Annotated in this window: 24 protein-coding genes, 1 rRNA gene and 1 pseudogene; 8 read left to right on the plus strand and 18 right to left on the minus strand. The window is 71.0% G+C overall.

Annotated features, from left to right (window positions below):
• A 5S ribosomal RNA gene (gene rrf / locus ACIP5W_RS15765) occupies positions 1-91 on the plus strand; the annotation flags it as partial.
• A gap of 133 nt (positions 92-224) precedes the next feature.
• The gene (locus ACIP5W_RS15770) at positions 225-770 is read left to right on the plus strand and encodes a GNAT family N-acetyltransferase (protein ID WP_401472648.1); all 546 of its coding nucleotides are present in this window, start codon (positions 225-227) and stop codon (positions 768-770) included.
• A gap of 3 nt (positions 771-773) precedes the next feature.
• Here the strand turns inward: ACIP5W_RS15770 and ACIP5W_RS15775 are convergent, their stop codons facing one another.
• From ACIP5W_RS15775 to ACIP5W_RS15810, 8 genes and pseudogenes are all read right to left on the minus strand, one after another.
• The gene (locus ACIP5W_RS15775; RefSeq protein ID WP_401472651.1) at positions 774-2,252 is read right to left on the minus strand and encodes a type VI secretion protein; all 1,479 of its coding nucleotides are present in this window, start codon (positions 2,250-2,252) and stop codon (positions 774-776) included.
• A gap of 14 nt (positions 2,253-2,266) precedes the next feature.
• Positions 2,267-3,691 (minus strand): ATP-binding protein, encoded by a 1,425-nt coding sequence (locus ACIP5W_RS15780; RefSeq protein WP_363086909.1) that lies wholly within the window; start codon positions 3,689-3,691, stop codon positions 2,267-2,269.
• An 8-nt stretch (positions 3,692-3,699) separates the two neighbouring features.
• On the minus strand, positions 3,700-5,259 hold the full coding sequence (locus ACIP5W_RS15785; RefSeq protein ID WP_401472654.1) for an SCO6880 family protein: 1,560 nt from the start codon (positions 5,257-5,259) through the stop codon (positions 3,700-3,702).
• The gene (locus ACIP5W_RS15790) at positions 5,256-6,605 is read right to left on the minus strand and encodes a hypothetical protein (RefSeq protein ID WP_401472657.1); all 1,350 of its coding nucleotides are present in this window, start codon (positions 6,603-6,605) and stop codon (positions 5,256-5,258) included. Before ACIP5W_RS15790 ends, ACIP5W_RS15785 begins: the two co-directional genes overlap by 4 nt.
• Positions 6,595-7,419, minus strand: a complete 825-nt coding sequence (locus tag ACIP5W_RS15795; protein WP_401472660.1) for a hypothetical protein — start codon at positions 7,417-7,419, stop codon at positions 6,595-6,597. Before ACIP5W_RS15795 ends, ACIP5W_RS15790 begins: the two co-directional genes overlap by 11 nt.
• Positions 7,420-7,608: 189 nt before the next feature.
• Positions 7,609-7,917 carry a hypothetical protein gene (locus ACIP5W_RS15800; protein ID WP_003991275.1) on the minus strand — a complete coding sequence of 103 codons (309 nt, stop codon included), beginning with the start codon at positions 7,915-7,917 and terminating at the stop codon, positions 7,609-7,611.
• Between the two features lie 344 nt (positions 7,918-8,261).
• Positions 8,262-8,582, minus strand: a complete 321-nt coding sequence (locus ACIP5W_RS15805; protein ID WP_401472663.1) for a DUF397 domain-containing protein — start codon at positions 8,580-8,582, stop codon at positions 8,262-8,264.
• A 66-nt stretch (positions 8,583-8,648) separates the two neighbouring features.
• Positions 8,649-8,993: pseudogene (locus ACIP5W_RS15810) on the minus strand (carbonic anhydrase); the annotation flags it as partial.
• 169 nt (positions 8,994-9,162) lie between these two features.
• Between ACIP5W_RS15810 and ACIP5W_RS15815 the strand changes: the two are divergent.
• Both ACIP5W_RS15815 and ACIP5W_RS15820 read left to right on the plus strand, forming a co-directional pair.
• Complete coding sequence (locus ACIP5W_RS15815) at positions 9,163-10,170, plus strand: NlpC/P60 family protein (RefSeq protein WP_401472666.1); 1,008 nt, start codon at positions 9,163-9,165, stop codon at positions 10,168-10,170.
• Between the two features lie 238 nt (positions 10,171-10,408).
• Positions 10,409-11,122 (plus strand): phosphatase PAP2 family protein, encoded by a 714-nt coding sequence (locus ACIP5W_RS15820; protein ID WP_401472669.1) that lies wholly within the window; start codon positions 10,409-10,411, stop codon positions 11,120-11,122.
• 99 nt (positions 11,123-11,221) lie between these two features.
• Here the strand turns inward: ACIP5W_RS15820 and ACIP5W_RS15825 are convergent, their stop codons facing one another.
• Positions 11,222-12,799 (minus strand): FAD-binding oxidoreductase, encoded by a 1,578-nt coding sequence (locus ACIP5W_RS15825; protein WP_401472672.1) that lies wholly within the window; start codon positions 12,797-12,799, stop codon positions 11,222-11,224.
• A 120-nt stretch (positions 12,800-12,919) separates the two neighbouring features.
• A complete protein-coding gene (locus ACIP5W_RS15830) occupies positions 12,920-13,093 on the minus strand; it encodes a hypothetical protein (protein WP_401472675.1) in 174 nt (57 codons plus the stop codon).
• A gap of 143 nt (positions 13,094-13,236) precedes the next feature.
• Between ACIP5W_RS15830 and ACIP5W_RS15835 the strand changes: the two genes are divergently transcribed.
• On the plus strand, positions 13,237-14,076 hold the full coding sequence (locus ACIP5W_RS15835; RefSeq protein ID WP_401472678.1) for a hypothetical protein: 840 nt from the start codon (positions 13,237-13,239) through the stop codon (positions 14,074-14,076).
• 153 nt (positions 14,077-14,229) lie between these two features.
• The gene (locus tag ACIP5W_RS15840; RefSeq protein ID WP_366061017.1) at positions 14,230-14,403 is read left to right on the plus strand and encodes a hypothetical protein; all 174 of its coding nucleotides are present in this window, start codon (positions 14,230-14,232) and stop codon (positions 14,401-14,403) included.
• 52 nt (positions 14,404-14,455) lie between these two features.
• Here ACIP5W_RS15840 and ACIP5W_RS15845 read toward each other — a convergent pair whose 3' ends face one another.
• Entirely contained in the window at positions 14,456-14,797 is a 342-nt protein-coding gene (locus ACIP5W_RS15845; protein WP_363086898.1) for a metal-sensitive transcriptional regulator, read from the minus strand.
• Between the two features lie 224 nt (positions 14,798-15,021).
• Here ACIP5W_RS15845 and ACIP5W_RS15850 point away from each other — a divergent pair, with 224 nt between their 5' ends.
• Complete coding sequence (locus tag ACIP5W_RS15850) at positions 15,022-15,642, plus strand: DUF47 domain-containing protein (protein ID WP_401472683.1); 621 nt, start codon at positions 15,022-15,024, stop codon at positions 15,640-15,642.
• Between the two features lie 7 nt (positions 15,643-15,649).
• Positions 15,650-16,648 (plus strand): anion permease, encoded by a 999-nt coding sequence (locus ACIP5W_RS15855; protein ID WP_401472686.1) that lies wholly within the window; start codon positions 15,650-15,652, stop codon positions 16,646-16,648.
• Between the two features lie 126 nt (positions 16,649-16,774).
• Here ACIP5W_RS15855 and pstB read toward each other — a convergent pair whose 3' ends face one another.
• The 7 genes from pstB to ACIP5W_RS15890 all read right to left on the minus strand — a co-directional run bounded on the left by pstB (position 16,775) and on the right by ACIP5W_RS15890 (position 25,086).
• Positions 16,775-17,551 (minus strand): phosphate ABC transporter ATP-binding protein PstB, encoded by a 777-nt coding sequence (gene pstB / locus ACIP5W_RS15860; protein ID WP_401472689.1) that lies wholly within the window; start codon positions 17,549-17,551, stop codon positions 16,775-16,777.
• Positions 17,552-17,622: 71 nt separating this feature from the next.
• Positions 17,623-18,684, minus strand: coding sequence for a phosphate ABC transporter permease PstA (gene pstA, locus ACIP5W_RS15865; protein ID WP_401472692.1), 1,062 nt, complete (start codon positions 18,682-18,684; stop codon positions 17,623-17,625).
• Entirely contained in the window at positions 18,681-19,691 is a 1,011-nt protein-coding gene (pstC, locus tag ACIP5W_RS15870; RefSeq protein WP_401472695.1) for a phosphate ABC transporter permease subunit PstC, read from the minus strand. The genes pstA and pstC overlap by 4 nt, the downstream gene beginning before the upstream one ends.
• 136 nt (positions 19,692-19,827) lie before the next feature.
• Positions 19,828-20,964, minus strand: coding sequence for a phosphate ABC transporter substrate-binding protein PstS (gene pstS / locus ACIP5W_RS15875; RefSeq protein WP_401472698.1), 1,137 nt, complete (start codon positions 20,962-20,964; stop codon positions 19,828-19,830).
• A gap of 307 nt (positions 20,965-21,271) precedes the next feature.
• Positions 21,272-21,706, minus strand: a complete 435-nt coding sequence (locus ACIP5W_RS15880; RefSeq protein ID WP_401472701.1) for an NUDIX hydrolase — start codon at positions 21,704-21,706, stop codon at positions 21,272-21,274.
• 37 nt (positions 21,707-21,743) lie between these two features.
• Positions 21,744-22,874: a CHAD domain-containing protein gene (locus ACIP5W_RS15885; protein WP_401472704.1), complete on the minus strand. Its 1,131-nt coding sequence runs from the start codon at positions 22,872-22,874 to the stop codon at positions 21,744-21,746.
• Entirely contained in the window at positions 22,855-25,086 is a 2,232-nt protein-coding gene (locus ACIP5W_RS15890) for an RNA degradosome polyphosphate kinase (RefSeq protein ID WP_401472707.1), read from the minus strand. Before ACIP5W_RS15890 ends, ACIP5W_RS15885 begins: the two co-directional genes overlap by 20 nt.
• Positions 25,087-25,596: the final 510 nt, after the last annotated feature.

The raw sequence follows: 25,596 nt of genomic DNA on the forward strand, positions 1-25,596 counted from the left end.
GCCCGGTCACATTCCGAACCCGGAAGCTAAGCCTCACAGCGCCGATGGTACTGCAGGGGGGACCCTGTGGGAGAGTAGGACGCCGCCGAACAATCATTCCGGGAGACCCCCGTGCCGATGGCACGGGGGTCTCCTGCGTTCACGGGACTTTTCTGTTTTTACCGTACCTCTGGGCACGGGATTATTCGGATGAGTGTGTGATGCCCGGGTACTACGGTGGCCCCATGAGCTACCTGATCAGGTCCGTGCGGGCCGAGGAGTGGCCGGCTGTGAGGGAGCTGCGGCTCCTGGCGTTGCGGGACCCGGTCGCGCACCTCGCCTTCCTGGAGACGTACGAGCAAGGGCTGGCGAGACCCGACACCTTCTGGCAGGAGCGGACGGCGGGAGCGGCCGAGGGGTCCGACCGGGCACAGCAGATCGTCGCCGAGGGGCCGGACGGGGAGTTGGTGGGGACGCTCACCGTGCTCATCGAGGAGGCCGGGACCAAGGACTGGGCGGGGTTTCCGGTCGAGCAGCGGCAGGGGCACGTCGTCGGGGTGTTCGTGCGGCCCGAGTACCGCGGGATCGGACTGACCGAGGTGCTCTTCGACGCCGGGCTCGAATGGGCGTGGTCACGCGGACTGGAGCGGGTGCGGCTCATCGTGCACGAGGACAACGGCCGGGCCCGGACCTTCTACGGCAGGGCCGGCTTCGTGCCGAGCGGAGTCGTCGTGCCGCTGGGCGGGGACTCCGGCGGCCGCGAACTGGAGTACGTCCTCGAGCGGACGTAGATGTCACACCGGTAGTTCGTGGTGGGGCCAGCGCGCTCGGGCCTGCTCGCGGGAGCGGAGCAGGGCCAGGGTGGGAAGACCGAGGCCGGTGCCCTCGGCCAGGAGATCGGGGAGCTGGGTGAACGGGGCCACGGCCGCCACGTCGTCCAGGATCAGGGTCAGTGGTGGGTCGAGCCGACCGGAGGATGACCGTTCGGCCATGCGCCGGCCGCGCTCGACCACGCTCGAGACGAGGGCCGTGAGGAAGGGCATCGCGCCGGGACGGGTCCTCGGGTCCTCGATGGATTCACCGACCACATAAAGCGTTCCCCCTTCGTCGACGAAGGAATCCAAGGCGAGGGCGTCAGTTCGATGAGGAGTGCAGGCCTCGCGGATATTCACCGTGGAGAGGGCGGACAGGGCCCGGGTCGTCAGTTCCTGGGCGATGTCCCGCCGTTCGGGGTGGGCCGTGAGGGCGGCTTCCAGCTCGCCCGCGGAACCGGCCGCGGCCTTCGGATGCGTGCGCAGGGTGCGGACCGCTTCCTGGAGCCCGGTGCCCTGTGACCAGCGGTGCACGTGGCGGACGGTGCGGCCGTCGATGGCGGCGGCGTGCAGATAGCTGCGCAGGAGCGTCTCGGCGGTCTCGGCGACCGCCTGGTCCAGGCGGGCGGTGGGCCGGACGGGCGTGAGGAGGGCGCTCGCACGGGCTGCCGCCGTCGCCTTGTCCTCGCAGCCCGCCATGGGTGACCAGTGCAGGCGGGCCGGGGTGTCGCAGAGATGAGTGGGGTCGTAGAGAAGGACCGGCCCGAGCTTGGCCCGGGCGTCCTTGGTGTCCTGCCAGAGTGCTGGGTGCGAGGTGAGGACCAGGACGGCGCCCTCGGCGTCGCGTATGGCCCGGGCCGCGGTGGTGTGGCGGGTGTCGGGCGCGGCGTAGAGGACCGTGCCCTCCGGCCGGGATGCCGCCTCCCGGCCGACCGCCGGTTCGGTCCGGGCGACGGGAAGGGGCTCCGCGGCTTGTCGTGCGGGTTCCGTCCGGGGGGCGGGCACCTCGTGCTGAGCCGGCCGGGCCACCGGCTCCGGGGCCGGTGCCGGTGTCGGCAGGGGCACCTCGTGGCCGGGTTGCGTCCTGCGACCTGCCCGTACGGCCCGCCATCTCGCCACCGTGCCCAGCGTGAACACCGTGAGTACCAGAAGGATCATCACCTGGCCGATGAACAGGCCCCAGAACAGGCCGTAGCCGGAGAGCGCCGAGGGGTCGGCGGCCGGCCAGGCGCCGGCGACGTCGTGCGGCCGGCCGGCGAGGTGGCGCATGGCCAGGGGCGTGTGGGGGAAGGTGACGCCGGCCGGCCAGGAGCCGTGGGCGAAGAGGGCCGCGAGGCCCGTCGCCGTCCACACCAGCAGCGTCATGCCGAGCAGGAACGCGAGCAGCCCGATCAGCAGACCGTCCGGGACGCCTCCCTGGCCCTGCCCTCGGTCCTGGCCGCGGTGGTCGCCCGGTCTCATCGCGCCCCCCGCGCCTAGGCCACCGTCGACTCGGACGAGCCGTCCAAGTCGGGCAGGTGCTGTTCCACGAAGGCCGCCGCCCGCCGCTCCTGTTCCAGCTCCGCGGCGCGCAGTGCGTCGTCCTCGGCGAGGTCGGCCGACGACTGGGTCATCGCGCGGTCGGTGAAGACCAGCGGGCGTTCCGTCTCGGTGATCAGGTGTTTGACGACCTGGACATTGCCGTTGACGTCCCACACCGCGATGCCCGGGGTGAGGGTGGGGATGATCTCCACCGCCCACCGGGGCAGGCCGAGCACGCGGCCCGTCGCCCTGGCCTCGTCTGCCTTCTGGGCGTAGATCGTCCGTGTCGACGCCATCTTGAGGATGGCGGCGGCTTCTTTCGCCGCCGCTCCGTCGACCACGTCGGACAGGTGGTGGACGACCGCGACGAAGGACAGGCCGAGGCGGCGGCCGAACTTCAGCAGCCGCTGGAACAGCTGGGCCACGAAAGGGCTGTTGATGATGTGCCAGGCCTCCTCGACCAGGAAGATGCGCTTCTTCCGGTCGGGGCGGATCCAGGTGTGCTCCAGCCACACGCCGACGATCGCCATGAGGATCGGCATGGCGATGGAGTTGCGGTCGATGTGGGACAGGTCGAAGACGATGAGCGGGGCGTCCAGGTCGATGCCGACCGTCGTCGGGCCGTCGAACATGCCGCGCAGGTCACCGTCGACGAGGCGGTCCAGGACCAGCGCCACGTCCAGGCCCCACGCCCGTACGTCGTCTATGGCGACGTTCATCGCCTCGGCCGACTCCGGTTCGGGGTGCCGTAGCTGCTCGACGATGTCGCTGAGCACCGGCTGGCGTTCGACGATCGTCTCGTTGACGTAGGCGTGGGCGACCTTGAGGGCGAAGCCGGAGCGTTCGTCCAGGCCGTGGCCCATCGCGACCTCGATGATGGTGCGCAGCAGCGCCAGCTGGCCCGTCGTCGTGATCGACGGATCCAGCGGGTTGAGGCGGATGCCGTGGTCCAGGGCGGCCATCGGGTCCAGCCGGATGGGAGTTATGCCGAGCGCCTGCGCGATGAGGTTCCATTCGCCGACGCCGTCCTCGCCCTGGGCGTCCAGGACGCACACCTGGCGGTCCCGGAAGCGCAGTTGGCGCAGGACGTACGTCTTCTCGAGGGCCGACTTGCCGTTGCCGGACTCTCCGAGGACCAGCCAGTGCGGGGCCGGGAGCTGCTGGCCGTACAGCTGGAAGGGGTCGTAGATGTAGCCCTTGCCCGAGTAGACCTCGCGGCCGATGATCACGCCCGAGTCGCCGAGGCCGGGGGCGGCGGTCGGGAGGTAGACCGCCTGGGCCTGGCCGGTGGAGGTGCGTACGGGCAGGCGGGTGGTCTCGACCTTGCCGAAGAGGAAGGACGTGAAGGCGTCGGTGAGGACGGACATCGGGTCCCGCATGTAAAGCCCTACCTTCGGATGCCGGTGGCGAACGGGAGGGTGTTCACGAACGCGCGGTGGTGCTCTCGGTCGCACCACTCCAGCTTGAGGTACGACTTGCCCGCGGACGCCCTTATCGTCCGCTTGTCGCGGGCCAATGCCTCCGGGTTGCGGGAGGAGACGGTGATGTAGCCGACGAGGTTGACGCCGGCCGCGCCGCTCGCGAGGTCTTCGCCGCGCTGGTCGATGCGGGAGTGGGCGGCCACGTCGCGCGGGTCCACCGTGCGGTTCATCTTGGCGGCCCGGCTCGCCTCCGCCTCGTCGTTCGTCTTCTCGGTCAGCATGCGTTCGATGGCGACCTCGGTGGGTTCGAGATCCATCGTCACGGCGACCGTCCGGATGACGTCCGGGGTGTGGACGAGGAGCGGTGCCAGGAAGTTGACGCCGACGGGCGTCATCGGCCACTCCTTCACCCAGGCCGTGGCGTGGCACCAGGGGGCTCGGGTGGAGGACTCGCGGGTCTTGGCCTTGAGGTAGGTCGGCTCCATGGCGTCCAGCTCGGCCGGCCAGGCATTGCGCCGGGTCATCGCCTGGATGTGGTCGATCGGGTGGTCCGGGTCGTACATGGAGTGGATGAGCGACGACAGGCGGCCCTGGCCGAGGGGCTGGCGGACCCGGATGTCCGCCTCCTGGAGGCGGGAGCAGATGTCGGTCAGTTCGCGGGCCATGACGACGGCGAGACCGGCGTCGCGGTCCAGTCTGCGGCCGTTCTGCGGGCGGGCGGCACGGGCCATGGCGTTCGCCTCGGCGGCCAGTTCGCGCGTGTAGTGCATGCAGGCGACCAGGTAGGCGCGGTGCTGCTCGCTGCTCGTCGACACCATCGACTGGAGTTGGTCGTACGACGACTGCAGCCACGGTGGGGCCTTGTCGTCGCCGCGCTGGGAGACGTCCTTGGCGTGGGCGTCGGGGTCGGCCGGGAGGGTGCGGGCGAGCATCTGGAGGCGGGTGACGAAGCCGTCGCCGTTGGCCACGTGCTTGAGGAGCGTGCCGAAGCGGTCGACGAGGGCCTCCTGGTCCTCGCTGTCGCGCAGGCCGACGCCGGGCCCCTCGATCTCGATGGCCGCGGTGACCGTACGGCGGTCGGCGTGCAGCAGGACGGCGATCTCGTCGGGGCCGAAGGGGGCGGCGAGCCAGCTGATCCGGCCGATGCCGGGCGGCGGGCCGATCTCGATCTCCTGCCCGTCGATCCGGGTGCCCGCCTCCATGACGGCCGAGCGGTAGACCGTGCCGCGGCGCAGGGTGCGCTTGTAACTGCGGTTGATCTCGAACCACTTGTAGAACGTGCGGTGCTTGTACGGCAGGTAGACCGCGGCGATCGCGATCATCGGGAAGCCGGCGAGCAGCACGATCCGCAGGGCCAGGACGGGGACGAGGAGCCCGCACATCATGCCGAGGAACGCGCCGATGACGATGAGCGCGATCTCGCCGGACTCGCGGTTGCGGCCGACGATCGCGTTCGGCCGGGCGCGGCCGATCAGATATGTACGGCGGGGCGTGACCGCGTGGGACACGTGGGAATCAGTCGTCAACGCCCTTCACCTCCCGTGCGGTTGGTACTGCTGTTGCGGTTGTTGCCGGCGTGCGGGGTGTTCACCGGGCTGCCGGCACGGGGCGCGGGTGCGGCGGAGGGGACAGATCCGCCGCCTCCGTTCGAGGCGCGTGAGCTGTGCGCGGCCATGCCGCCGGCGGTCTGGCCGGCGGGGCGTTGGCCACCGGAGGAGGACCCGCCGCCGCCGTTGCTGTCGGCGCGGGTGCTGTGCGTCTTGATGCCCTGGGCGACGAGGGTGGCGGGAGAGCTGATGACGGCCGCGGCCTTGCTCTCGGCACCCTGCATCATGCGGTTGTTGCGCGAGCCCGCGATCTCGTCGCCGAACCCGGGCACGAAGCGGTAGATCATCGCGCTGGCGAAGATGGCCAGCAGGATGATGGACAGGCCGGAGACGACCGCGCCGAAGGCGTTCGGGCCGTCGTCGGCGGAGAGCGCGCCGGCCAGGCCGAGGACGATCACGATGACCGGCTTCACCAGGATGACGGCGATCATGATGCCGGCCCAGCGGCGGACGTGGCCCCACAGGTTCTTGTCGACGAGGCCCGCGTAGACGACCGTGCCGAGCAGGGCGCCGACATAGAGCAGGGCGGCCCGCAGGACCAGCTCCAGCCACAGGACGCCGGCGGCGAGGATGGACACCAGGGAGACCACGATCAGCATGATCGGGCCGCCGCCGATGTCCTCGCCCTTCTCCAGGGCGGCGGAGAAGGTGCCGAAGAAGGTGTCGGTCTGGTTGCCGGTGGTCTTCGCCAGGACCTCGCTGATGCCGTCGGTGGCCGAGACGACCGTGTAGAGGATCAGCGGCGTGAAGGCGGAGGCGAGGACGGTGAGCCACAGGAAGCCGACGGCTTCGCCGATCGCGGTGGTCAGGGGGACCCCCCGGACGGCCCGCTTGGCGACGGCCAGCAGCCACAGCAGGAGGGTCAGGACGGTCGAGGCGGCGAAGACGACGGCGTACTGCTGGAGGAACCGGGCGTTGGTGAAGTCGACGTTCGCGGTGTCCTGCACGGCGACGCTGAGCTTGTCGACGGTCCAGGCTGCGGCGTCGGCACAGCCCTTGGCCAGCGAGGAGAGCGGGTCGGCCGTGTCGGAGACGCTGGGGGTGGTGGTGCCGGAGGGGGTGTTGCCTCTTTCGCAGTACTCCTTTGCCCGGCCCGGGATGAGGCTGCAGTCGAGGCTGCCCGAAGGGGAGGGCGAGGACGACGGTGAGGGCGACGGGCTGGGCGTGGGCACGGCGAAGGCGCGGGTGGCCAGGAGAACGGCCGACGTCTGAACGGCTGCGAAGACTCCGGCGAGCCGGAGCACGCGGTGCGGGTTACCGGGCATACGTGAACCCTCCGTACTCCTCGATGGCCTTGCTGATCTCGTCGGAGGCAGCGGCCTTGTCGTCACCCGGGACCGGGGCGGGGCCTTCCTTCTGCTCGTCGGCGGCGACCTTCCAGTCGCCCTCTACCCACTGGAGGTCGAAGGTCCAGGTCTTCCACGACGAGGTGACGGGGTCGGTCGAGTTCTCCCCGGACATGCCGATCAGACCGAGGTACCAGACGGCGACCTTCGCGGCGGTGCCGGTGTACGCCTGGACCGTGGTGCCCACCGGAACGACCCGCGAGACGAAGGTGTTGCCCGTCGGCGCGTTGCCGTTGGCGTCGAGACCCAGCTTGGCGAGGAAGTCGGCCGAGTAGGCCTGGTCCATCGGAGCCTGGAGCCCGGCCGCCGCGGCGGCGGTGTAGACGGTGCCGACGAGGGCGTGCCGGCTCTTCTTCTGGAACATGCCGGTCGAACCCAGCGCGACGGCGTAGTTGGCGGCCGCCGACTGGGCGCCCTGCTCGGTCCGGGCGAAGCCCGACGGGATGCCGCCGGCTCTCGTTTCCACCGGTTTCGTCCCGCTCGCCGCCGTCGACGAGGTCCTCGGCTTGTCGGCGTTGCCCTCGCCCGCGGCCGCGGTGGAAGAGGAATCGTCTCCTCCACGGTTCGCGAAGGCGATCGCGGCGATCAGGAGGACGACGACGCCGACCACCATGACCAGGCTGCGCGAGGACGAGCGGGCGGGGCGGCGGGCGCCGCCGTAGGGGTCGGCTTCGGGCAGGCGCATGCGGGTGCCCGCGGGCTCGCCGTAGTCGTGTTCGTCTCCGGGACTCATGCCGTGTACGCCCCCTCGCTGCCGTACCGGAACACGTAGTAGTACGACGGTAGCCGTGCTGGTTCCCGCGCGGGCGCGGTGTGGTGACTCGACATCAGGGAGACGCAACCTCAGCCGGTGGGCACGACGGGTGGGTGGGGTGGAGGGGGCCGGGAGTGCCCGGGGCGGACTGGCGGTGGGCGACGCCCGCTACACGGCCATGCCGTACACGATCGTGAACAGGGTGCCGAGGGACCCGATGATGAAGACGCCCGTCAGTCCGGCGATGATGAGGCCCTTGCCCTGTTCCGCGCTGAAGGTGTCGCGCAGGGCCGTCGCGCCGATGCGCTGCTTGGCGGCGCCCCAGATCGCGATGCCGAGGCAGAGGAGGATGGCGACCGCCATCACCACCTCGATCATCACCTTGGCCTCGTTGCCCAGGCTGCCGAAGGGGCCCCAGTCCGGAGCGATCCCGCCGATGATGGTGTTGATGTCGCCCTTGTCGGCCGCAAAGAGCATGTAAGTCACCGCCCCTGGTGGGTAGTTCCGAGAGGCCCCTGCGGTGTGCAGGGGTCAGGCCTCATTGTCGCCGACAACGCCGCCTTCGTATGTCGACTTGGCGCCATTGACGGGCGGGATTCGTACGAATAGCACGCACTCGTCACTCTGTGTATCACGGCAGGTCACCCCGGGCAATGAGGTCGGAGCGGAACCTGTCGTGCGGTTCCGTCGTTGACCCACTTCACGGCCGTGCGCCGTTTCTGACGGCTGGTCGGGTGAGCGTCCGTTTCCGATGGTCTCATGACTGACGGCGAACGGGAGGCGGGGCGTGGCTGGCTGTCCGCCCGCTCTCCGACCGCCTGTCAGGGGAGCGGTCGGGCGCTGCTCCCCGTGTCACCGTCCGCGTCCGCTTCCGCCGCTTCCGCCACCTCGTTCACGCCCTCCACGCCCTCCACGCCCTCCACGAAGTGGTCGAACTCTCCTGCCCGTACGCCCAGGACGAACGCGTCCCACTTGCGCCGGTTCGTCGTGACCACGTTGTCCGGGTCGCTGGTCTCGCGGAGGTAGACGGGGGCCTCTCCGTCGTCGCCCTCGCCGAAGGCGATCTCGATCCAGGGGCCGGGGCCGGTCGCCTCCGGTGGCGCGGCGCGAACCCACGTCAGGTCGTGGGGGATGTCGGTCACGGGAGATTCCTTCCGCACGGGCCTCGGCGACACGAGGACGATAGCGGGACCCGACCCGACCCCGGGTCAGTGGAGCCGGTGCACCGCCTGGGTCGTGAGTTCGTAGCGGGCGCCCACGGCGGCCGGTTCGCCGTTCGTGATCTTCGCGGCGAGGTCGGGTTCGGCGGCGAGCAGGGAGCGGACGGCCAGGACGTTCGCGTCGACGGTGGCGTCGATGCGGGCGTCACCCTCCTTCGTACGGTCGATGAAGGGGCGTGTCCGGTCGGCCAGGTACTGGATGTGCGTGGGCAGCCGTTCGCCGGAGAGGTCCGCCTCGACCGCCGCGCGCACGGCGCCGCAGGACTGGTGGCCGAGGACCACGACCAGCGGTATGCCCAGCTCCGGCACGCCGTACGCGACGCTGCCGAGCAGGCACCAGGACCGGCCTTGACGCGGCCGATCGGGAGGGACGCACGCGATGGGGGGAGGCGGCGCCTGGCCGGAGTCGGTCCGGCCGGTGGTGGAAGCGTCGGTTGCACGGGATTCCGCGGGGGAAGCTCATACACTGACGCGGGCGGAAAGCCGTACGGGCGAGGGGCGGTTGACGGTGCGTAAGGCGTGGATCCTGGCGGGTGTCGCGACTGCGGCGGGGCTCAGCTTCGTGATGCTGCTCGTCATCGGCGTGTACGTCGTCGCTGGGAACCTCGCGGGCGGCGTGGGCGGCAGGAGCGTCGGGCTGGCCAAGGGTGCCGTGCCGGCCGCCTACCAGGCGCTCGTGCAGAAGTGGGGCAACCTCTGTTCCGCGATCGATCCGGCGTTGCTCGCCGCCCAGCTCTACCAGGAGAGCGGATTCAACCCGAACGCCAAGAGCCCCGCGGCGGCCCAGGGGATAGCGCAGTTCATCCCCGGCACCTGGGCCACCCACGGCATCGACGGCGACGGGGACGGCGACCGTGACGTGTGGGACCCGAATGACGCGATTCCGTCGGCTGCGGCGTACGACTGCGAACTCGCCTCGTACGTGAAGAAGGTGCCGGGCGACCCCACCCACAACATGCTCGCGTCCTACAACGCGGGGGCCTACGCGGTCATCAAGTACGGGGGTGTGCCGCCGTACCGGGAGACCCGGAACTACGTGAAGACGATCACCACGCTGGCGAAGAGCTTCGCCGCGCCGGTCACCCGGGTCGATCCGTCCGAGCAGGCCGCCGGGGCGATCTACTTCGCGCAGAAGAAGCTCGGGACGCCGTATCTGTGGGGCGGGAACGGCACACCTGAGCAGGGCGGACGGTTCGACTGCTCGGGGCTGACCAAGGCGGCGTACGAGAGTGTCGGGATCACCCTGCCGCGGGTGGCCAACGACCAGTACAACGCGGGGCCGCACCCCTCGCGGGACGAACTGCTGCCGGGCGACCTGGTGTTCTTCTCGACCGATCCGACCAACTCCCGGGCCATCGACCACGTCGGCATCTACGTCGGCGGCGGGTACATGATCGACGCGCCCCGCACGGGGGCGGTCATCCGGTTCGACCCGATCGACACCCGGAAGTACTTCGGTGCCACGCGGGTCACCGAAGATGGCGCGAAAGCGCTCCCCACGAGGGTCTGATCCGGACGGGGACCCGAAGCCTGAGCTGCGGTGACGTATCTCTCTTCGATAACGTCTGCGTGATCATTCGGTGGAGAGTGGAACGTATCAACGGGGGTCGTGCGTTCCTGTTGACGTAGCCGAGCAACGCCTGTGACTGACCGACAGAGCGGCGAACGCGGATCTACGACCACGGGGGTGGGTACGAGCGGCGTGCGTGAGGCGCGCCCGGCAGCAACGACGAAGGGGCCGCAGCACCATGGCTGGACTCGCCGCATCCGGGTCGAACCCTGACGTCGACCTGCTCTACGACATCAACGGCCTCGCCAAGCAAGCCCCGCACTGGCTGGACCGGATCGTCGAGTTCGTCGGCGAGTACGGGCTGCTCCTGGCGATGGTGCTGCTCGTGGTCTGGTGCTGGTGGACCGTGCGGCGGCGGCCCGTGTCGGCCGAGGAGGCCGCCTCCTCCGTGGCCGCGCTGGTGTGGGTGCCGTTGGCCGCCGCGGTCGCGGTTCTGGTGAACGTGCCGATACGGGGGTTCGTGGAGCGGCCCCGGCCCTTCCTCGATCACCAGGGCCTCGAGGTCCTGGTCTCCGGGAAGACCGACTACTCCTTCGTGAGCGACCACGCGACGATCACCATGGGGATGGGGGTCGCGCTGTTCGTCGCCAACCGCAGGTTCGGACTCGTGGGGATCGGGCTGGGGCTGGTGGAGGGGTTCTGCCGGGTGTACATGGGGGTGCACTACCCGACGGACGTCATCGGGGGTTTCGCGCTCGGTACGGCTGTGGCGCTGCTGCTGTCGCCGTTGGCCTCGATGCTGCTCACCCCCGTGCTGAAGGCGGTCGAGGGGACCGCGTGGCTGGGGTGGGTCGTGCGGGCGCGCTCCGTGCGGGGCACGGGCGAGGACGCCGTGGTCCCCAGGGCCCGGGTCGAGGCGGTCTCCGCCGAGGAGCGGGACCTGGCCGCGTAGGCGGGCGCGTGGCCGTGGGCCGGGGCCCGTCGGCCCCGGGGCGTCGGCCGTGGGCCGCGGTCCGGCGGTGGCGGGTGGCCCCGGGCCGGGCCGGCCTCGTCACAGCGACTGTGCGTACGTGAAGAAGCCGGTCGGGTCGTACTGGCGCTTCACCTGGGTGAGGTGCGGGAGCGCCGGGCCGTAGTACGCCTTCTTCCAGTTCGGCAGGGCGGGGTCCGCGTAGTTCTGGTAGGCGGCGCCCGAGGCGTGCGGGGCCATGGCGCTGTGGGCCGCGGTGAGCCAGGACCGGGCCGTCGTGCCCGTCGTGCCGGCGCGCCACGACACCAGGTACTGGGCCAGCATCCGGGAGCGGCGGTGGACGAACGCCGTGGCCGTGGGGGAGACCCGGTTGACCGCGCCGCCCAGGGCGGTGAGCGCGATGCTGCCCGAGCCGCCCCGGACGGTCCCCAGCTGCCGGAGCAGGGTCTGGACGCCCGCTGCCGAGAGGGAGCGGTCGAAGAAGTCCGAGCGGGCCGCGTAGGTCTCGCGGCCCAGGGCGCCCCGCGGGGAGCGGCCGGGGGTCGGACCGGGCAGGTGGCACTGGGCGTCGGTGGCGAAGGAGGAGCATCCGGCGTAGACCTCCATGGCCTCCTCGTAGGAGCGGCGGCGCAGCGACACGGTCGTCGCGGAGGCGCCCACGCGGTCCGCGAGGCGGTCGACGGCGTTCTGCAACTGGCCGTGGGTGCCGATGCAGAAGGCGGACACGGAGATCCTCGGGGTGCCGCCGGGTGTGCTCGCCAGGTGGAGGGCGGACCAGATCTCGTCCGGCTGGGACGGGCCCCATTCCTGCCAGGCCCGTACCACGGCCGCGGCCTTCGACCAGGGCCAGGAGAGGTGGCCGGTCACCGCCTGGGGGGCCGGGTGGGTGGTGAAGCGGAGTTCGGTGACGACGCCGAAGTTGCCGTTGCCGGCTCCGCGCAGCGCCCAGAACAGGTCCTTGTGGTGCGTGGCGTCCGCCGTGAGCCGCCTGCCGTCCGCCGTGACGATCGTCGCCCCGGTGAGGCTGTCGCAGGTGAGGCCGTACGCGCGGGAGACGACGCCGTGGCCGCCGCCCAGGACCAGGCCGGAGACGCCGACCGTCGGGCAGGAGCCGGCCGGGATCGTCACGCCCCTGGCGGCGAGCGCGCGGTAGACGTCGATCAGTTTGGCACCGGCGCCGACGACGGCCGAACCGCCGCTCGCGCGGACCCGGTTCAGCCGGGAGACGTCGATGATCAGCCGGCCGTCGCCCGAGGACCAGCCGCCGTAGGAGTGGCCGCCGTTGCGGATGGCGACCTCGGTGCCGTGGGCGCGGGCGTACGCCAGGGCGGTACGGATGTCGTCGGGGTGGGCGACGTAGGCGACCGCGGCCGGCCGGAGGGTGTCGAAGCGGGTGTTGTACAGCTGCCGGGCCGCCGTCCACGAGGCGTCTGCGGGGCGGATCAGGGGGCCGTCGAGGGAGCGGTCGAGGGCGGCCCAGTCGGCGGCGGCCACGGCGCTCGTGGTCCGCAGCGGGATCTTGCCGTCCGCCGTGCCGGAGACGGCCCGCGAAGCGGCGGCGGTCCCGGAGGAGCCGCCGTCGCCGCCCGGCCGGCACGCGGCCGTCGCGACCGCCGCGACGGCGGCCGTGCCGCCCGCGATGAACGTACGCCGATGCATGGCTGACCGCCCCCTCTGCCTTCCGCCGGCTTCATGGAGCCAGACGGGGTCCGGGGCCCGGGGGTTCCCGGGAGACCCCGGGGTTCCCGGGAGAGCAGGGGGGGAGGGGAGCGGATCGGGTCAGCCGTGGGTGTGGCCGGCGGCGTCCGTTCTGGCCAGGCTTCTCGCCCTGCGCGCCGGGCCGTGCCAGCCGCAGGTGCAGCGGGCCAGGCAGAAGGGGCCGCGTTCGACGGTCGTGGTGGTGTGGGTTTCCCCGTCGTCGGGGGAGGAGACCGAACGGTCCTGCTGGGTCACGGAGTCAACCGTACCCAGCCCAGGCGGGAAGGACGCCTGTGACCACCGCAGGCCTCGGCCGCGCGTGACGGGGCCACCCACCCGTCGTTATCGGGAACGACGGGCAACCCGTGACGGACGTACCGGCTGGGGGTAGACAGGCGATGACTCAGCGGCAGCAGCGGCGGTGGGGTACGGCGGTCGTCGCGGGGCTGGTGGCCGGGGTCTGGGCCGGCGGCGCCGCCGGCTGCGCCGGGCCCGGGAACGCCGCCGAGGACGCGCGGGCCGCCGACCCGGTCGAGACGCTCCGCCGGGCGGCCGACGCGCTGGTGGCGGCGGGCAGTTCGAAGGCCCGGACGTCGATGGAGATGGCCACCGGCGGGACCCGCGTGACGATCCGGGGCGAGGGTGTCTACGACTACCGCCGGCAGCTCGGGCAGCTGAAGGTGGTGCTCCCGCAGGATCCGGCCGGCGCCAGTGAGCACCGGCCCATCGTCGAACTCCTCGCGCCCGGAGCGCTGTTCATGAAGAACCGGGGCGCGGGCGTGCCCGCCGACAAGTGGGTGCGGGTGGACACGGCGACGCTGTCCGACGGGAACCTGGTCACCGGCGGCGCGACCGACCCGTACGCCGCCGCCGAGGTGCTGCGCGGGACGCGCACCGCGGCCTACGTGGGCCGCGACCGGCTGGCGGGTACCGACGTGCGGCACTTCCGCGGCACCGCCGATCTCGCGGTGGCCGCGAAGGGCGCCTCGGCGGGCGGCCGGGACTCGCTGGGGGCGGCGGCGAAGGGGTTCGCCACCGCCCGGGTCCCCTTCGACGTCTACCTCGACGACGAGGGGCGCATCCGCAAGGTCCGGCACCGGTTCACCTTCGTCAACGGACGGCAGAAGGAGGCCGTCGCGGTCGCCTCGACGACGCTGCTGTACGACTTCGGGGCGCCCGTCGACGTACGGCTGCCGGTGCCCGCGGACATCTACGCGGGGCGGATCGCGGAGGAGTGAGCCGGGCCGGCGCCCCGGGGCGGGCGACCGGTGGCCGTCCGGTGGGGGCCGGATCCGGCCAGGGAACCGGTATGAGGACTAGCCCGTCCGTGCCATGCGCGGTCTGTGCGCCGCTCCCTACTCTAGGAAGTCGGTGACGGCAGGGACGAGGTGATGCGCGTGGCTCCGGTCGGTGGTACGGCGGTACAGGACCACGTGGCCCTCGCCGAGATCGAACTGTGCGGGGAGCTGATCATCGCGGCCTCCGCCGCCGAGGAACGGCTCAGCCTGGAGAGCATCGACGAGGTGCTGAGGGTGGCCGAGGAGCGTGAGGCCCGCGCCGGCTGACGCGCGGGCCCCGGTCGGTGCCAGGGTCAGGGGTCAGGGGTCAGGGCCGGGGTCAGGTCCGCAGCAGGCGGCCGATGGCCTTCGTGGCCTCCTCCACCTTCGCGTCGATCTCGTCGCCGCCCTTGACGGCCGCGTCGGCGACGCAGTGGCGCAGGTGCTCCTCCAGCAGTTGCAGTGCGAAGGACTGCAGGGCCTTGGTGGAGGCGGACACCTGGGTGAGTATGTCGATGCAGTAGGTGTCCTCCTCGACCATGCGCTGGAGGCCCCGGATCTGCCCCTCGATGCGGCGCAGGCGCTTGAGGTGCTCGTCCTTCTGTTTGTGGTAGCCGTGCACACCGCGGTCGTGGTCGGTCACGGCCTCTTCGGTGGCCGCCCCGGCCTCGGTGGTCGTCATGGTCTCCTCCAGACATATACCCCTACTGGGTATATCGTACCGAACTTTGCGGGGTATGGGGCCTGTGGCTGCGGCCGTCGGCGGCCCGTGGGACGGACCACCGGGCGGCCCCGCTGCCGGTCGTCGTGGTTCATGGGTGACACTGGTGGGCGGCCCATTAGCCGTGGCCGGATGATGCGCCTAGCATCAGCCTGACCGAAACCGATGCATCCTGAGGACCCCACGTGCGCTTTCGTCTGACCCCCAGGGAGACGAGCTTCTACGACATGTTCGCCGCGTCCGCGGACAACATCGTCACGGGCTCGAAACTCCTCATGGAACTGCTCGGGGCGGACACCGCCGGCCGGGCCGAGATCGCAGAGCGTATGCGGGCCGCGGAACACGCCGGTGACGACGCCACGCACGCGATCTTCCACCAGCTGAACTCCTCCTTCATCACGCCGTTCGACCGCGAGGACATCTACAACCTCGCGTCGTCCCTCGACGACATCATGGACTTCATGGAGGAGGCCGTCGACCTCGTCGTCCTCTACAACGTCGAGCAGCTGCCCAAGGGTGTCGAGCAGCAGATCGAGGTGCTGGCGCGGGCGGCGGAGCTGACCGCCGAGGCCATGCCGAACCTGCGGACCATGTCCAACCTCACCGAGTACTGGATCGAGGTCAACCGGCTGGAGAACCAGGCCGACCAGATCCACCGCAAGCTGCTCGCCCACCTCTTCAACGGCAAGTACGAAGCGATCGAGGTGCTGAAGCTCAAGCAGATCGTGGACGTGCTGGAGGAGGCCGCGGACGCCTTCGAGCACGTGGCGAACACGGTGGAGACCATCGCGGTCAAGGAGTCCTGACCCCTTCATGGACACCTTCGCTCTGGTCGCGACCATCGGGGTCGCACTCTTCTTCACGTACACGAACGGCTTCCACGACTCGGCGAACGCGATCGCGACGTCCGTGTCGACGCGGGCGCTGACGCCGCGGGCGGCGCTGGCGATGGCCGCGGTGATGAACCTCGCCGGCGCCTTCCTCGGCTCCGGGGTCGCCAAGACCGTCAGCGAGGGGCTGATCCAGACGCCCGAGGGGTCGCAGGGGATGGGGATCCTCTTCGCGGCGCTGGTCGGCGCGATCACCTGGAACCTCGTCACCTGGTACTTCGGTCTGCCGTCCTCCTCCTCGCACGCGCTGTTCGGCGGCATGGTGGGCGCGGCGCTGGCCGGCGGGACCCAGGTCTACTGGAGCGGGGTGCTGGACAAGGTCGTCATCCCGATGTTCGTGTCGCCGGTGGTCGGTCTGCTGGTCGGTTACCTGGTGATGACGGCGATCCTGTGGATCTTCCGGCGGGCCAACCCGCACAAGGCCAAGCGCGGTTTCCGCATAGCGCAGACCGTGTCGGCGGCCGGTATGGCGCTCGGGCACGGTCTCCAGGACGCGCAGAAGACGATGGGCATCGTGGTGATGGCGCTGGTCATCGCCGACGTCGAGGAGTACGGCGACCCGATCCCGGTGTGGGTCAAGCTCGTGTGCGCCGTGATGCTGTCGCTGGGCACCTACGCGGGCGGCTGGCGCATCATGCGCACGCTCGGCCGGAAGATCATCGAGCTGGACCCGCCGCAGGGCTTCGCGGCCGAGACGACCGGCGCCTCGATCATGTTCGTCTCCGCGTTCCTCTTCAAGGCGCCGATCTCGACGACGCACGTCATCACCTCGGCGATCATGGGTGTGGGCGCGACCAAGCGGATCAACGCCGTGCGGTGGGGCGTCGCCAAGAACATCGTCCTCGGCTGGTTCATCACCATGCCGGCGGCGGCGGTCGTCGCGGCCTGCGCCTTCTGGCTCGTCGACCTCCTGTTCCTGTAGGTCCTCCCGGCGAGGCACCCCTGCCCCCGCAGCAACGCACGAGCCCGCCCCCCGGGAGCCGGGGGGCGGGCTCTTCTGCGTCCTCGCGGTGGCACCGCCATGCAGCACCGCGAGGGGTCTGGCTCTCTAGCCGAAGCGGCCCGAGATGTAGTCTTCGGTGGCCTGGACCGACGGGTTGGAGAAGATGCGCTCCGTGTCGTCGATCTCGATCAGCCGGCCGGGCTGGCCGACGGCCGCCAGGTTGAAGAAGGCCGTGCGGTCGGAGACGCGCGCCGCCTGCTGCATGTTGTGCGTGACGATGACGATCGTGAAGCGCTCCTTCAGCTCGCCGATCAGGTCCTCGATGGCGAGGGTGGAGATCGGGTCGAGCGCGGAGCAGGGCTCGTCCATCAGCAGGACGTTCGGCTCCACCGCGATCGCCCGCGCGATGCACAGGCGCTGCTGCTGGCCGCCGGAGAGGCCCGAGCCCGGCTTGTTCAGGCGGTCCTTCACCTCGTTCCACAGGTTCGCGCCCTTGAGGGACTTCTCGACGACGTCCTGCAGTTCGCTCTTCTTGTAGTTGCCGTTCAGCCGCAGCCCCGCCGCCACGTTGTCGAAGATCGACATCGTGGGGAAGGGGTTCGGACGCTGGAACACCATGCCGACCTCGCGCCGCACCGACACCGGGTCGATGCCCTGGCCGTACAGGTCCTCGTCGTCGAGGAGCACCTTGCCCTCGACGCGGCCACCGGAGGTGACCTCGTGCATGCGGTTCAGCGTGCGCAGGAACGTCGACTTGCCGCAGCCGGAGGGGCCGATGAACGCCGTCACCGAGCGCGGCTCGACGGTCATCGAGATGTCCTCGATCGCCTTGTGGGAGCCGTAGTACGCGGTCAGTCCGCTTACGTCGATTCGCTTCGCCATGTCTGCTACTTCACTTCCAAAAGTCCGGTCGGTCGCTGTGGTCCCGCGCGGCGGCAGCCGCAGATCGATGCTCAGCGACCGGTCTTCGGGGCCTTCCAGCGGGCGATGCCGCGGGCCACCAGGTTGAGGATCATCACGAAGGCGATCAGCGTGAGCGATGCCGCCCAGGCACGGTCGTACGCCGCCTGCGAGCCGGCGCTCTGCGCGTACTGCTGGTAGATGTACAGCGGCAGCGACGCCTGCGCCCCCTCGAAGGGGTTCGCGTTGATGAACGGGTTGCCGAAGACGAGGAGGAGGACGGGGGCGGTCTCACCCGCGATGCGGGCCACCGAGAGCATGACGCCGGTGATGATGCCGCCGATGGAGGTCGGGACGACCACCTTCAGGATCGTGCGCCACTTGGGGACGCCCAGTGCGAGGGAGGCCTCGCGCAGCTCGTTGGGGACGAGCTTGAGCATCTCCTCCGTAGAGCGTACGACGACCGGCATCATCAGGATGGCCAGGGCCAGCGAGCCCGCGAAGCCGAAGGGCTGCATGTCGAACATCAGCATGAGGCTGAGGATGAACAGACCCGCGACGATCGACGGGATGCCCGTCATGACGTCCACGAAGAAGGTGACGGCGCGGGCGAGGTTGCCGCGCCCGTACTCCACCAGGTAGATCGCGGTGAGGATGCCGATCGGGGCGCCGATCACCGTGGCGAGGCCGACCTGCTCCAGGCTGCCGAGGATGGCGTGGTAGATGCCGCCGCCGGGCTCGGAGTCGGCGACGACGCCCATCGAGTGGGTCAGGAAGTAGACGTCCAGGACCTTGGTGCCGCGCTGCACGGTCGCCCAGATCAGCGAGGCGAGCGGCACGACGGCGATCAGGAAGGCGACCCAGACGAGGGCGGTGGCGATGCGGTCCTTGGCCTGGCGGCGGCCCTCGACGCGGGCGGCGATGCCGTAGGTGGCCAGCAGGAACAGGAGGCCGGCGATCAGGCCCCACTGGACGCGGCTGTCGAGGCCCCCGGCCAGGCCGATGACCACGGCCAGGGCGATCGAACCGCCCGCGATGGCCCACGGGGACCACTTCGGCAGGGTGGCGCCGCGCAGTGTGCTGGGGCGCTTGTCGTTGACGACGGCGTGGCTCATGCGTTGGCCCCCGAGTACTCCTTGCGGCGGGCGATGATCGCGCGGGCCGCGCCGTTGACCAGCAGCGTGATGACGAACAGGACGAGACCGGAGGCGATGAGCGCGTCCCGGCCGAACTCGTTCGCCTCGTTGAACTTGCTGGCGATGTTCTGGGCGAAGGTGCCGCCGCCCGGGTTGAGCAGGCTGGCGTGGATGTCGAAGTCGGGGGAGAGGACCGTGGCGACGGCCATCGTCTCGCCGAGGGCGCGGCCGAGGCCGAGCATCGACGCGGAGATCACGCCGGAGCGGCCGAACGGCAGCACGGACATCCGCACGACCTCCCAGCGCGTGGCGCCGAGGGCCAGGGCGGCCTCTTCGTGCATCTGCGGGACCTGGCGGAAGACCTCGCGGCTGACGTTGGTGATGATCGGCAGGATCATGATCGCCAGCAGGATGCCGACGGTGAGCATCGAGCGCGGCGCGCCCCGGTCCCAGGAGAAGACCCCCGTCCAGCCCAGGTACTCGTCCAGCCAGCTGAAGAGGCCGTTCATGTGCGGGACGAGGATCAGCGCGCCCCACAGGCCGTACACGATGGACGGCACGGCGGCGAGCAGGTCGATCACGTACGAGATCGGGCTGCGCAGCTTGCGCGGGGCGTAGTGGGTCAGGAACAGCGCGATGGCGACGGCGATCGGGACCGCGAGGACCATGGCGACGATCGAGGAGACCACTGTGCCGAAGGCGAGGACGGCGATGCCGAACTCCGGCGGCACCAGGCCGGTGTTCCACTCGAAGGCGGTGAGGAAGTTCGCTTCGTCCTTGCTGATGGCCAGCGAGGCCCGGTACGTGAGGAAGACCGCGATGGCGGCCATGATCGCGAGCAGCAGGATGCCCGACCCGCGGGAGAGACCGAGGAAGATCCGGTCACCGGGTCGGGTGGCGCCGCGCGCCGCGCGCTTCTGCTCGGCCGTGGTCGGCGGGGCCGTGGGTGGAGGTGCTTCGTCTGTCTTCTGCGTCGTTATGTCCATGGGGTTCTCCGGTCTGCGGAGCCGCTCGTGGGTGGGCGGCTCGGGCGGGGCCGGGTATGCGTGCGGCCCCTGGCGGCGGTGCACCGGACGGTGCGGTCCGGGCCGGGCGGACCCGGCGCCGGACCGCACCTTCAGATCAGCTCAGGCCCTCGACGGTGGTGCGGACCTTGGTGATGATGGAGTCGGGGATCGGCGCGTAGTCGATGCCCGAGAGGATGCCCTGGCCCTGCTCGCTGGCCAGGTAGCGCAGGAAGGCCTTGGTGGCCGGCAGGGTGGCGGCCTTGTTGCCCTTGTCGCAGACGATCTCGTACGTCACCAGGGTGATCGGGTACGCGCCCTCGGCCTTGGAGGTGTAGTCGATCTTCAGCGCCAGGTCGTTGCCCGTGCCGACGACCTTGGCGGCCGCGACGGCCTTGGTGGCGCCCTCGGAGGAGGCCTTGACCGGGGCGGCGGCACCCGTGTTCAGGGCGACGGTGCCGAGACCGTCCTTGGCGTACGACAGCTCCATGTAGCCGATGGCGCCGTTGGTCTGCTTGACGCCCTGCGCGACACCGGAGGAGCCGGAAGCGGACTGGCCGCCCTTGGCCTGCCAGGCCTTGCCGCCCTCGTACTTCCAGTCGTTCGGGGCGGCGGCGATCAGGTACTTGGTGAAGTTGTCCGTGGTGCCGGACTCGTCCGAGCGGTGGTACGGCTGGATCTGGAGGTCGGGAAGCTTCGCGCCCGGGTTCAGCTTCGCGATGGCCGCGTCGTTCCAGTTCTTGATCTTGCCGTCGAAGATCTTCGCCAGGGTCGGCGCGTCCAGGACGAGGTTCTCGACACCGGAGAGGTTGTACGCGACGGCGATCGGGCCGGCCACCATCGGCAGGTCGATGCCCTGGCCGCCGGTGCAGACCTCCTTGGAGGCGGTGACCTCTTCGGGCTTCAGCGCGGAGTCGGAGCCGGCGAAGGCGACCGTGCCCTGCGTGAACGCGGTGATGCCGGCGCCGGAACCGGAGCCCTTGTAGTTGACCTGGACCCCGTTGCAGGCCTGGGTGAAGTTCTTGACCCAGGCGTCGATCGCGTTCTTCTGCGCGGAGGAGCCGTCGGCGAGGAGCTGGCCCTTGGCGTCGTCACACTTGATGTCACTGGCGCCCGCGGCGGCGGAGCTGCTGTTGCCGCTGCCGCTGCTCTTGGAGCCGGTGTCGTCGGAGCCGCACGCCGTGAGGGCCAGGGCGCCGGAGACGGCGAGAGCACCGAGGGTGAGGGCCCGCCGGTTCATGCGCTGAAGCTTCACTTGAGGGAGATCCTTCCGGGAGCCGCCGTCCTGAATCCGGCGGCGTGCGAAGACTGGGCGGCACGGGCGCTTCCCTGAAGTCGCGCACCGCACCGGGTAAGGCCGAAATTAGGCAGAACAGGTGAAGCCGCCTACGGGCCCGAATGAACGCGGGGTGAACCCCTGAAGGCGGTGCGGTTAGGTCACGGAACGCTCACGCCGAGGACACAGGGTGATTCCGGCCGGGCCGGCGCCGGGTCCTCCGTTCGGATCAGGCCGGATCAGGGTGCCGGACCCCGCGAGCCCGGCATGATCCGAACGAGAGGCCCTACGCCCGGTGCAGGGCGGTGAGCAGCGCGTCCACGAGGGCACGGTCCCTCGGCTCCGTGAGGCGGGCGCGGGCGGTCGCCGGGGGCAGCCAGAGCACCCGGTCCACCTCGTCGTTCGGCGTGAAACGGCCGGCGCCTGCCTCGGCCGCCCAGTAGCGGACCTCCTTCGGACGGCCCTGGGCCAGGTAGTGGGCCGTGGGCAGCCGGGGCCCCGGGTGCGCCGTGTGGCCGGTCTCCTCGGCCACCTCGCGGACGGCGCACGCCAGCCAGTCCTCGCCGTGCTTGAGCTTCCCCTTGGGGTGCGACCAGTCGTCGTACTTCGGTCGGTGGACCAGACATACCTCCAGCTCACCGTCGAACGGCGCCCGTCGCCACAGGACGCAGCCGGCTGCCCGCACGAGAGTCTCTTCGGATGTGCCGTCGGGATGGCTCACCGGTCACCGCCTCCTGGACGAGCTGGGCCCTCGCGGGCTACGACGTGGTCGTGCCGACGGTCTGCTTCTGCCACGAACGCTGGAAGGCGTACCGGGCCGCCTCCACCTCGTGCCGCTGGTCCGCGTGCAGCACGCCCAGCGCGTACGCCGTCGCCGGGGCGATGCGGGGCGTGCGGGCCGCGTGGGCCGCCGCGGCCGCCGCCTCCGAGGCGTCGCGGTGACGGTCGAGGGACTGGCCGGCCGCGAGCAGCCGGACGTCGGGCGGGCCGTCGTCGCCGTGCAGGACCTCCAGGGCGTACCGGTGCAGGCGCAGCAGGAGGCGGACCTGGTGCCAGGGCGCGTCCTGCGGGTGCGGGGCGGGGTCCGGGGACAGGCCGTGGATCAGCGCCTCCGCGTTGTACGGATGGCCGGCGGTCACCAGGGGCAGTGCGGCGACCGCGTCCGCGAGGCGCTCCTCGGCCGCGGCGGCCAGGGGCCGCGGGTCGGCGCCGGCGGCGTGTGGCGCGAGGGGGACCTCGCTGGCCAGGACGGCGACCTTGTCCGCGACGGCGTGGAAGCGGGAGGAACCGAGGGCCTGGAGGGCGGTGGAGTGGGCCCGGGTGCGGGCGAGGGTGAGCTGGCGGTCGAGGAGGGCGCCCGCCTTGGCCGCGCCCACGGTGAGGTTGCCGCGGTCGGGGGCGGTGCTCGTCGCTCTCGGCGGGGCGGCCTTGTGGGAGCCGGCCAGGGGCACGGCCGTCGCGGTGGCCGCGCCCGTCCCCGACGCCAGGGTCTGGGGCGGTACCACCGTCGCCCCCGACAGCCGTTGCAGCGCGAGCAGCAGCCGCTCCAGGCGGGACGCGCAGGCGTGCTCCAGGGCCAGTGTCCCCGACACCCAGGCCAGTTCGGGGCGTATCTCCTCCGACCAGCCGGAGTCGAGCAGCGGGCGGAACGTGTGCAGGCTGCCGCTGATCCGGCGGGCCGAGCGGCGCAGGGCGCGCGCCGCGTCGACGGCGTCCGCCGTGCCGCCGCCCGAGCCGTTCTGCCCGCCGCCGGTCTCCCGGTGCAGGCGCAGCGCGCGGAGGAACTCGGTGGCCTGGCCCCGGAGATAGCCGGCCAGGGCCTCCCCGCTCACGGGCGGGGCGGCGCGCCCGGCCGTGGGATCCGTCAGGTCATGGTGTTGCTGTGCCACGCCGGCGCCTCCGGGCGTCTATGAGCATCTCCTGGACGTTGCGCAGGGGTTGGCCGTCCGCGTCGGTCGCGTGCCGCGTCCACTCGCCGTCCGGGCCGAGGTGCCAGGACGCGGTGGAGTCCGACATGCCGGTCTCCAGCAGCCGGTTCAGCGCCGCCCGGTGGGCCGGGTCGACGACCCTGACCAGGGCTTCGATACGACGGTCGAGATTGCGGTGCATCATGTCGGCGCTGCCGATCCACACCTCGGGCTCACCGCCGTTGCCGAAGCCGAACACCCGGGAGTGCTCCAGGAAGCGGCCGAGGATCGAACGGACCCGGATGTTCTCCGACAGGCCCGGCACGCCCGGCCGTACGGCGCAGATGCCGCGCACCCAGACGTCGACCGGGACACCGGCCTGGGACGCCCGGTAGAGGGCGTCGATGATCGCCTCGTCCACCATCGAGTTGACCTTGATGCGGACGTGGGCGGGGCGTCCGGCGCGGTGGTGCTGGACCTCCTTGTCGATCCGCGAGATCAGGCCGTCGCGCAGGGACTTGGGAGCGACCAGCAGCCGGCGGTAGGTCTCGCGGCGGGAGTAGCCGGAGAGCCGGTTGAAGAGGTCGGAGAGGTCCGCGCCGACCTGGGGGTCCGCGGTGAGCAGGCCGAGGTCCTCGTACAGCCGGGCCGTCTTCGGGTGGTAGTTGCCGGTGCCGACGTGGCTGTAACGCCGCAGGGTCTCGCCCTCCTGGCGGACCACCAGGGACAGCTTGCAGTGGGTCTTCAGGCCGACCAGGCCGTAGACGACGTGGCAGCCGGCCTCCTCCAGCTTGCGCGCCCACTTGATGTTGGCGTGCTCGTCGAAGCGGGCCTTGATCTCGACCAGCACGAGGACCTGCTTGCCGGACTCGGCGGCGTCGATGAGCGCGTCGACTATCGGGGAGTCGCCGGAGGTCCGGTACAGGGTCTGCTTGATGGCGAGGACGTCCGGGTCGGCGGCAGCCTGCTCCAGGAAGGCCTGGACGGAGGTGGAGAAGCTGTCGTACGGGTGGTGCAGCAGCACGTCCCGGTTGCGCAGGGCGGCGAAGATGTCGGGCGCGGACGCCGACTCGACCTCGGCCAGGTCGCGGTGGACGCCCGCGATGAACTTGCGGTACTTCAGCTCGGGCCGGTCGAGGCCGTGGATGCGGAACAGGCCGGTGAGGTCCAGGGGGCCCGGCAGCGGGTACACCTCGGCCTCGCTGATCTTCAGCTCGCGCACCAGCAGGTCGAGCACCTCGCGGTCGATGGACTCCTCGACCTCCAGGCGCACCGGCGGTCCGAAGCGGCGCCGCATGAGTTCCTTCTCCAGGGCCTGGAGGAGGTTCTCGGCGTCGTCCTCCTCGACCTCGAGGTCCTCGTTGCGGGTGAGGCGGAAGGCGTGGCTCTCCAGCACCTCCATGCCCGGGAACAGCTCCTCCAGGTGGGCGGCGATGACGTCCTCGACGGGGACGTACCGGCCCGGGGAGCACTCCAGGAAGCGGGACAGCAGCGGCGGCACCTTCACGCGCGCGAAGTGCTTGTGCCCGCTGACCGGGTTGCGCACGATCACCGCGAGGTTCAGGGAGAGCCCCGAGATGTAGGGGAAGGGGTGCGCCGGGTCGACCGCCAGGGGCGTCAGGACGGGGAAGATCTGGTGCCGGAACAGCGTGAAGAGGCGGGCCTGCTCCTTCTCCGTCAGCTCGTTCCAGCGGACCAGGTGGATGCCCTCCTCCGCGAGTGCGGGGGCGACGTCCTCGTGGTAGCAGGCGGCGTGCCGCGCCATCAGCTCGCGGGAGCGGGCCCAGATCATCTCCAGCACCTCGCGCGGCTGGAGGCCGGAGGCGGAGCGGGTGGCCACGCCGGTGGCGATGCGGCGCTTGAGTCCGGCCACCCGCACCATGAAGAACTCGTCGAGGTTGCTCGCGAAGATGGCGAGGAAGTTGGCCCGCTCGAGCAGGGGCGTGTTCGGGTCCTCGGCGAGCTCGAGGACCCGCTCGTTGAACGCCAGCCAGCTGCGCTCCCGGTCGAGGAAGCGGCCCTGCGGCAGCTGGGGCCCGTCGTACGGCGACTCCTCGTATCCGTCGAGGTCGGCGTCGATGTCGGGTTCCAGATCGGATACCGCGGCGGCCACCGTGTGCGGGCGGTGCGCGGCTATGGAGCCCACGGAGGGCTGCTCGTGCTGGACCTTGGCCTGGGCGTTCGACTGGCTCATAGACCCATTCTTCCGCGCCGACGGCGAGACAGGCGCGTCGGATCGTGCGCGGGGGAGCGCGGCGGCGTTCCCGTCGAGGAGTCTGTCCTCGGGGGGCGGCGAGGGCTCGGGCACGGCGGGGTTCATTGGCTGAGCGTCGCAAGGTCGTCTGAACCGATGGTTACGGAGACATGGCGTGCGGGATATCGGGCGGCGGCTCGCGGGGGGTGGGACCGAGGAGGGGGAGTGGGGGAGGGGGGAGTGAGGGAGGCGAGTGCGAGTGCGGAGGCGAGGGGTGGGGGTGAGGCTGCGGGCGGTGCGGGTGGCCGGTTCGGCGGTTGCTTCCCGCGCCACCGGGGCGGCTGGTTCCCGTACGGCTTGGGCGGCCCGTACGGCTTGGGCGGTCCTTACGGCTTCGGGCCCTGTACGTCCCTCTCCCCGTGGAGGGACGTACAGGGCCCGTGGCGGTGGAGTCGCCGGGTGGGTCAGGCCGTGCGGTGGCGCAGGAGACCGAAGGACACGGCGGTTGCC

It is taken from the genome of Streptomyces sp. NPDC088766 (assembly GCF_044750845.1).
Taxonomy (GTDB): domain Bacteria; phylum Actinomycetota; class Actinomycetes; order Streptomycetales; family Streptomycetaceae; genus Streptomyces.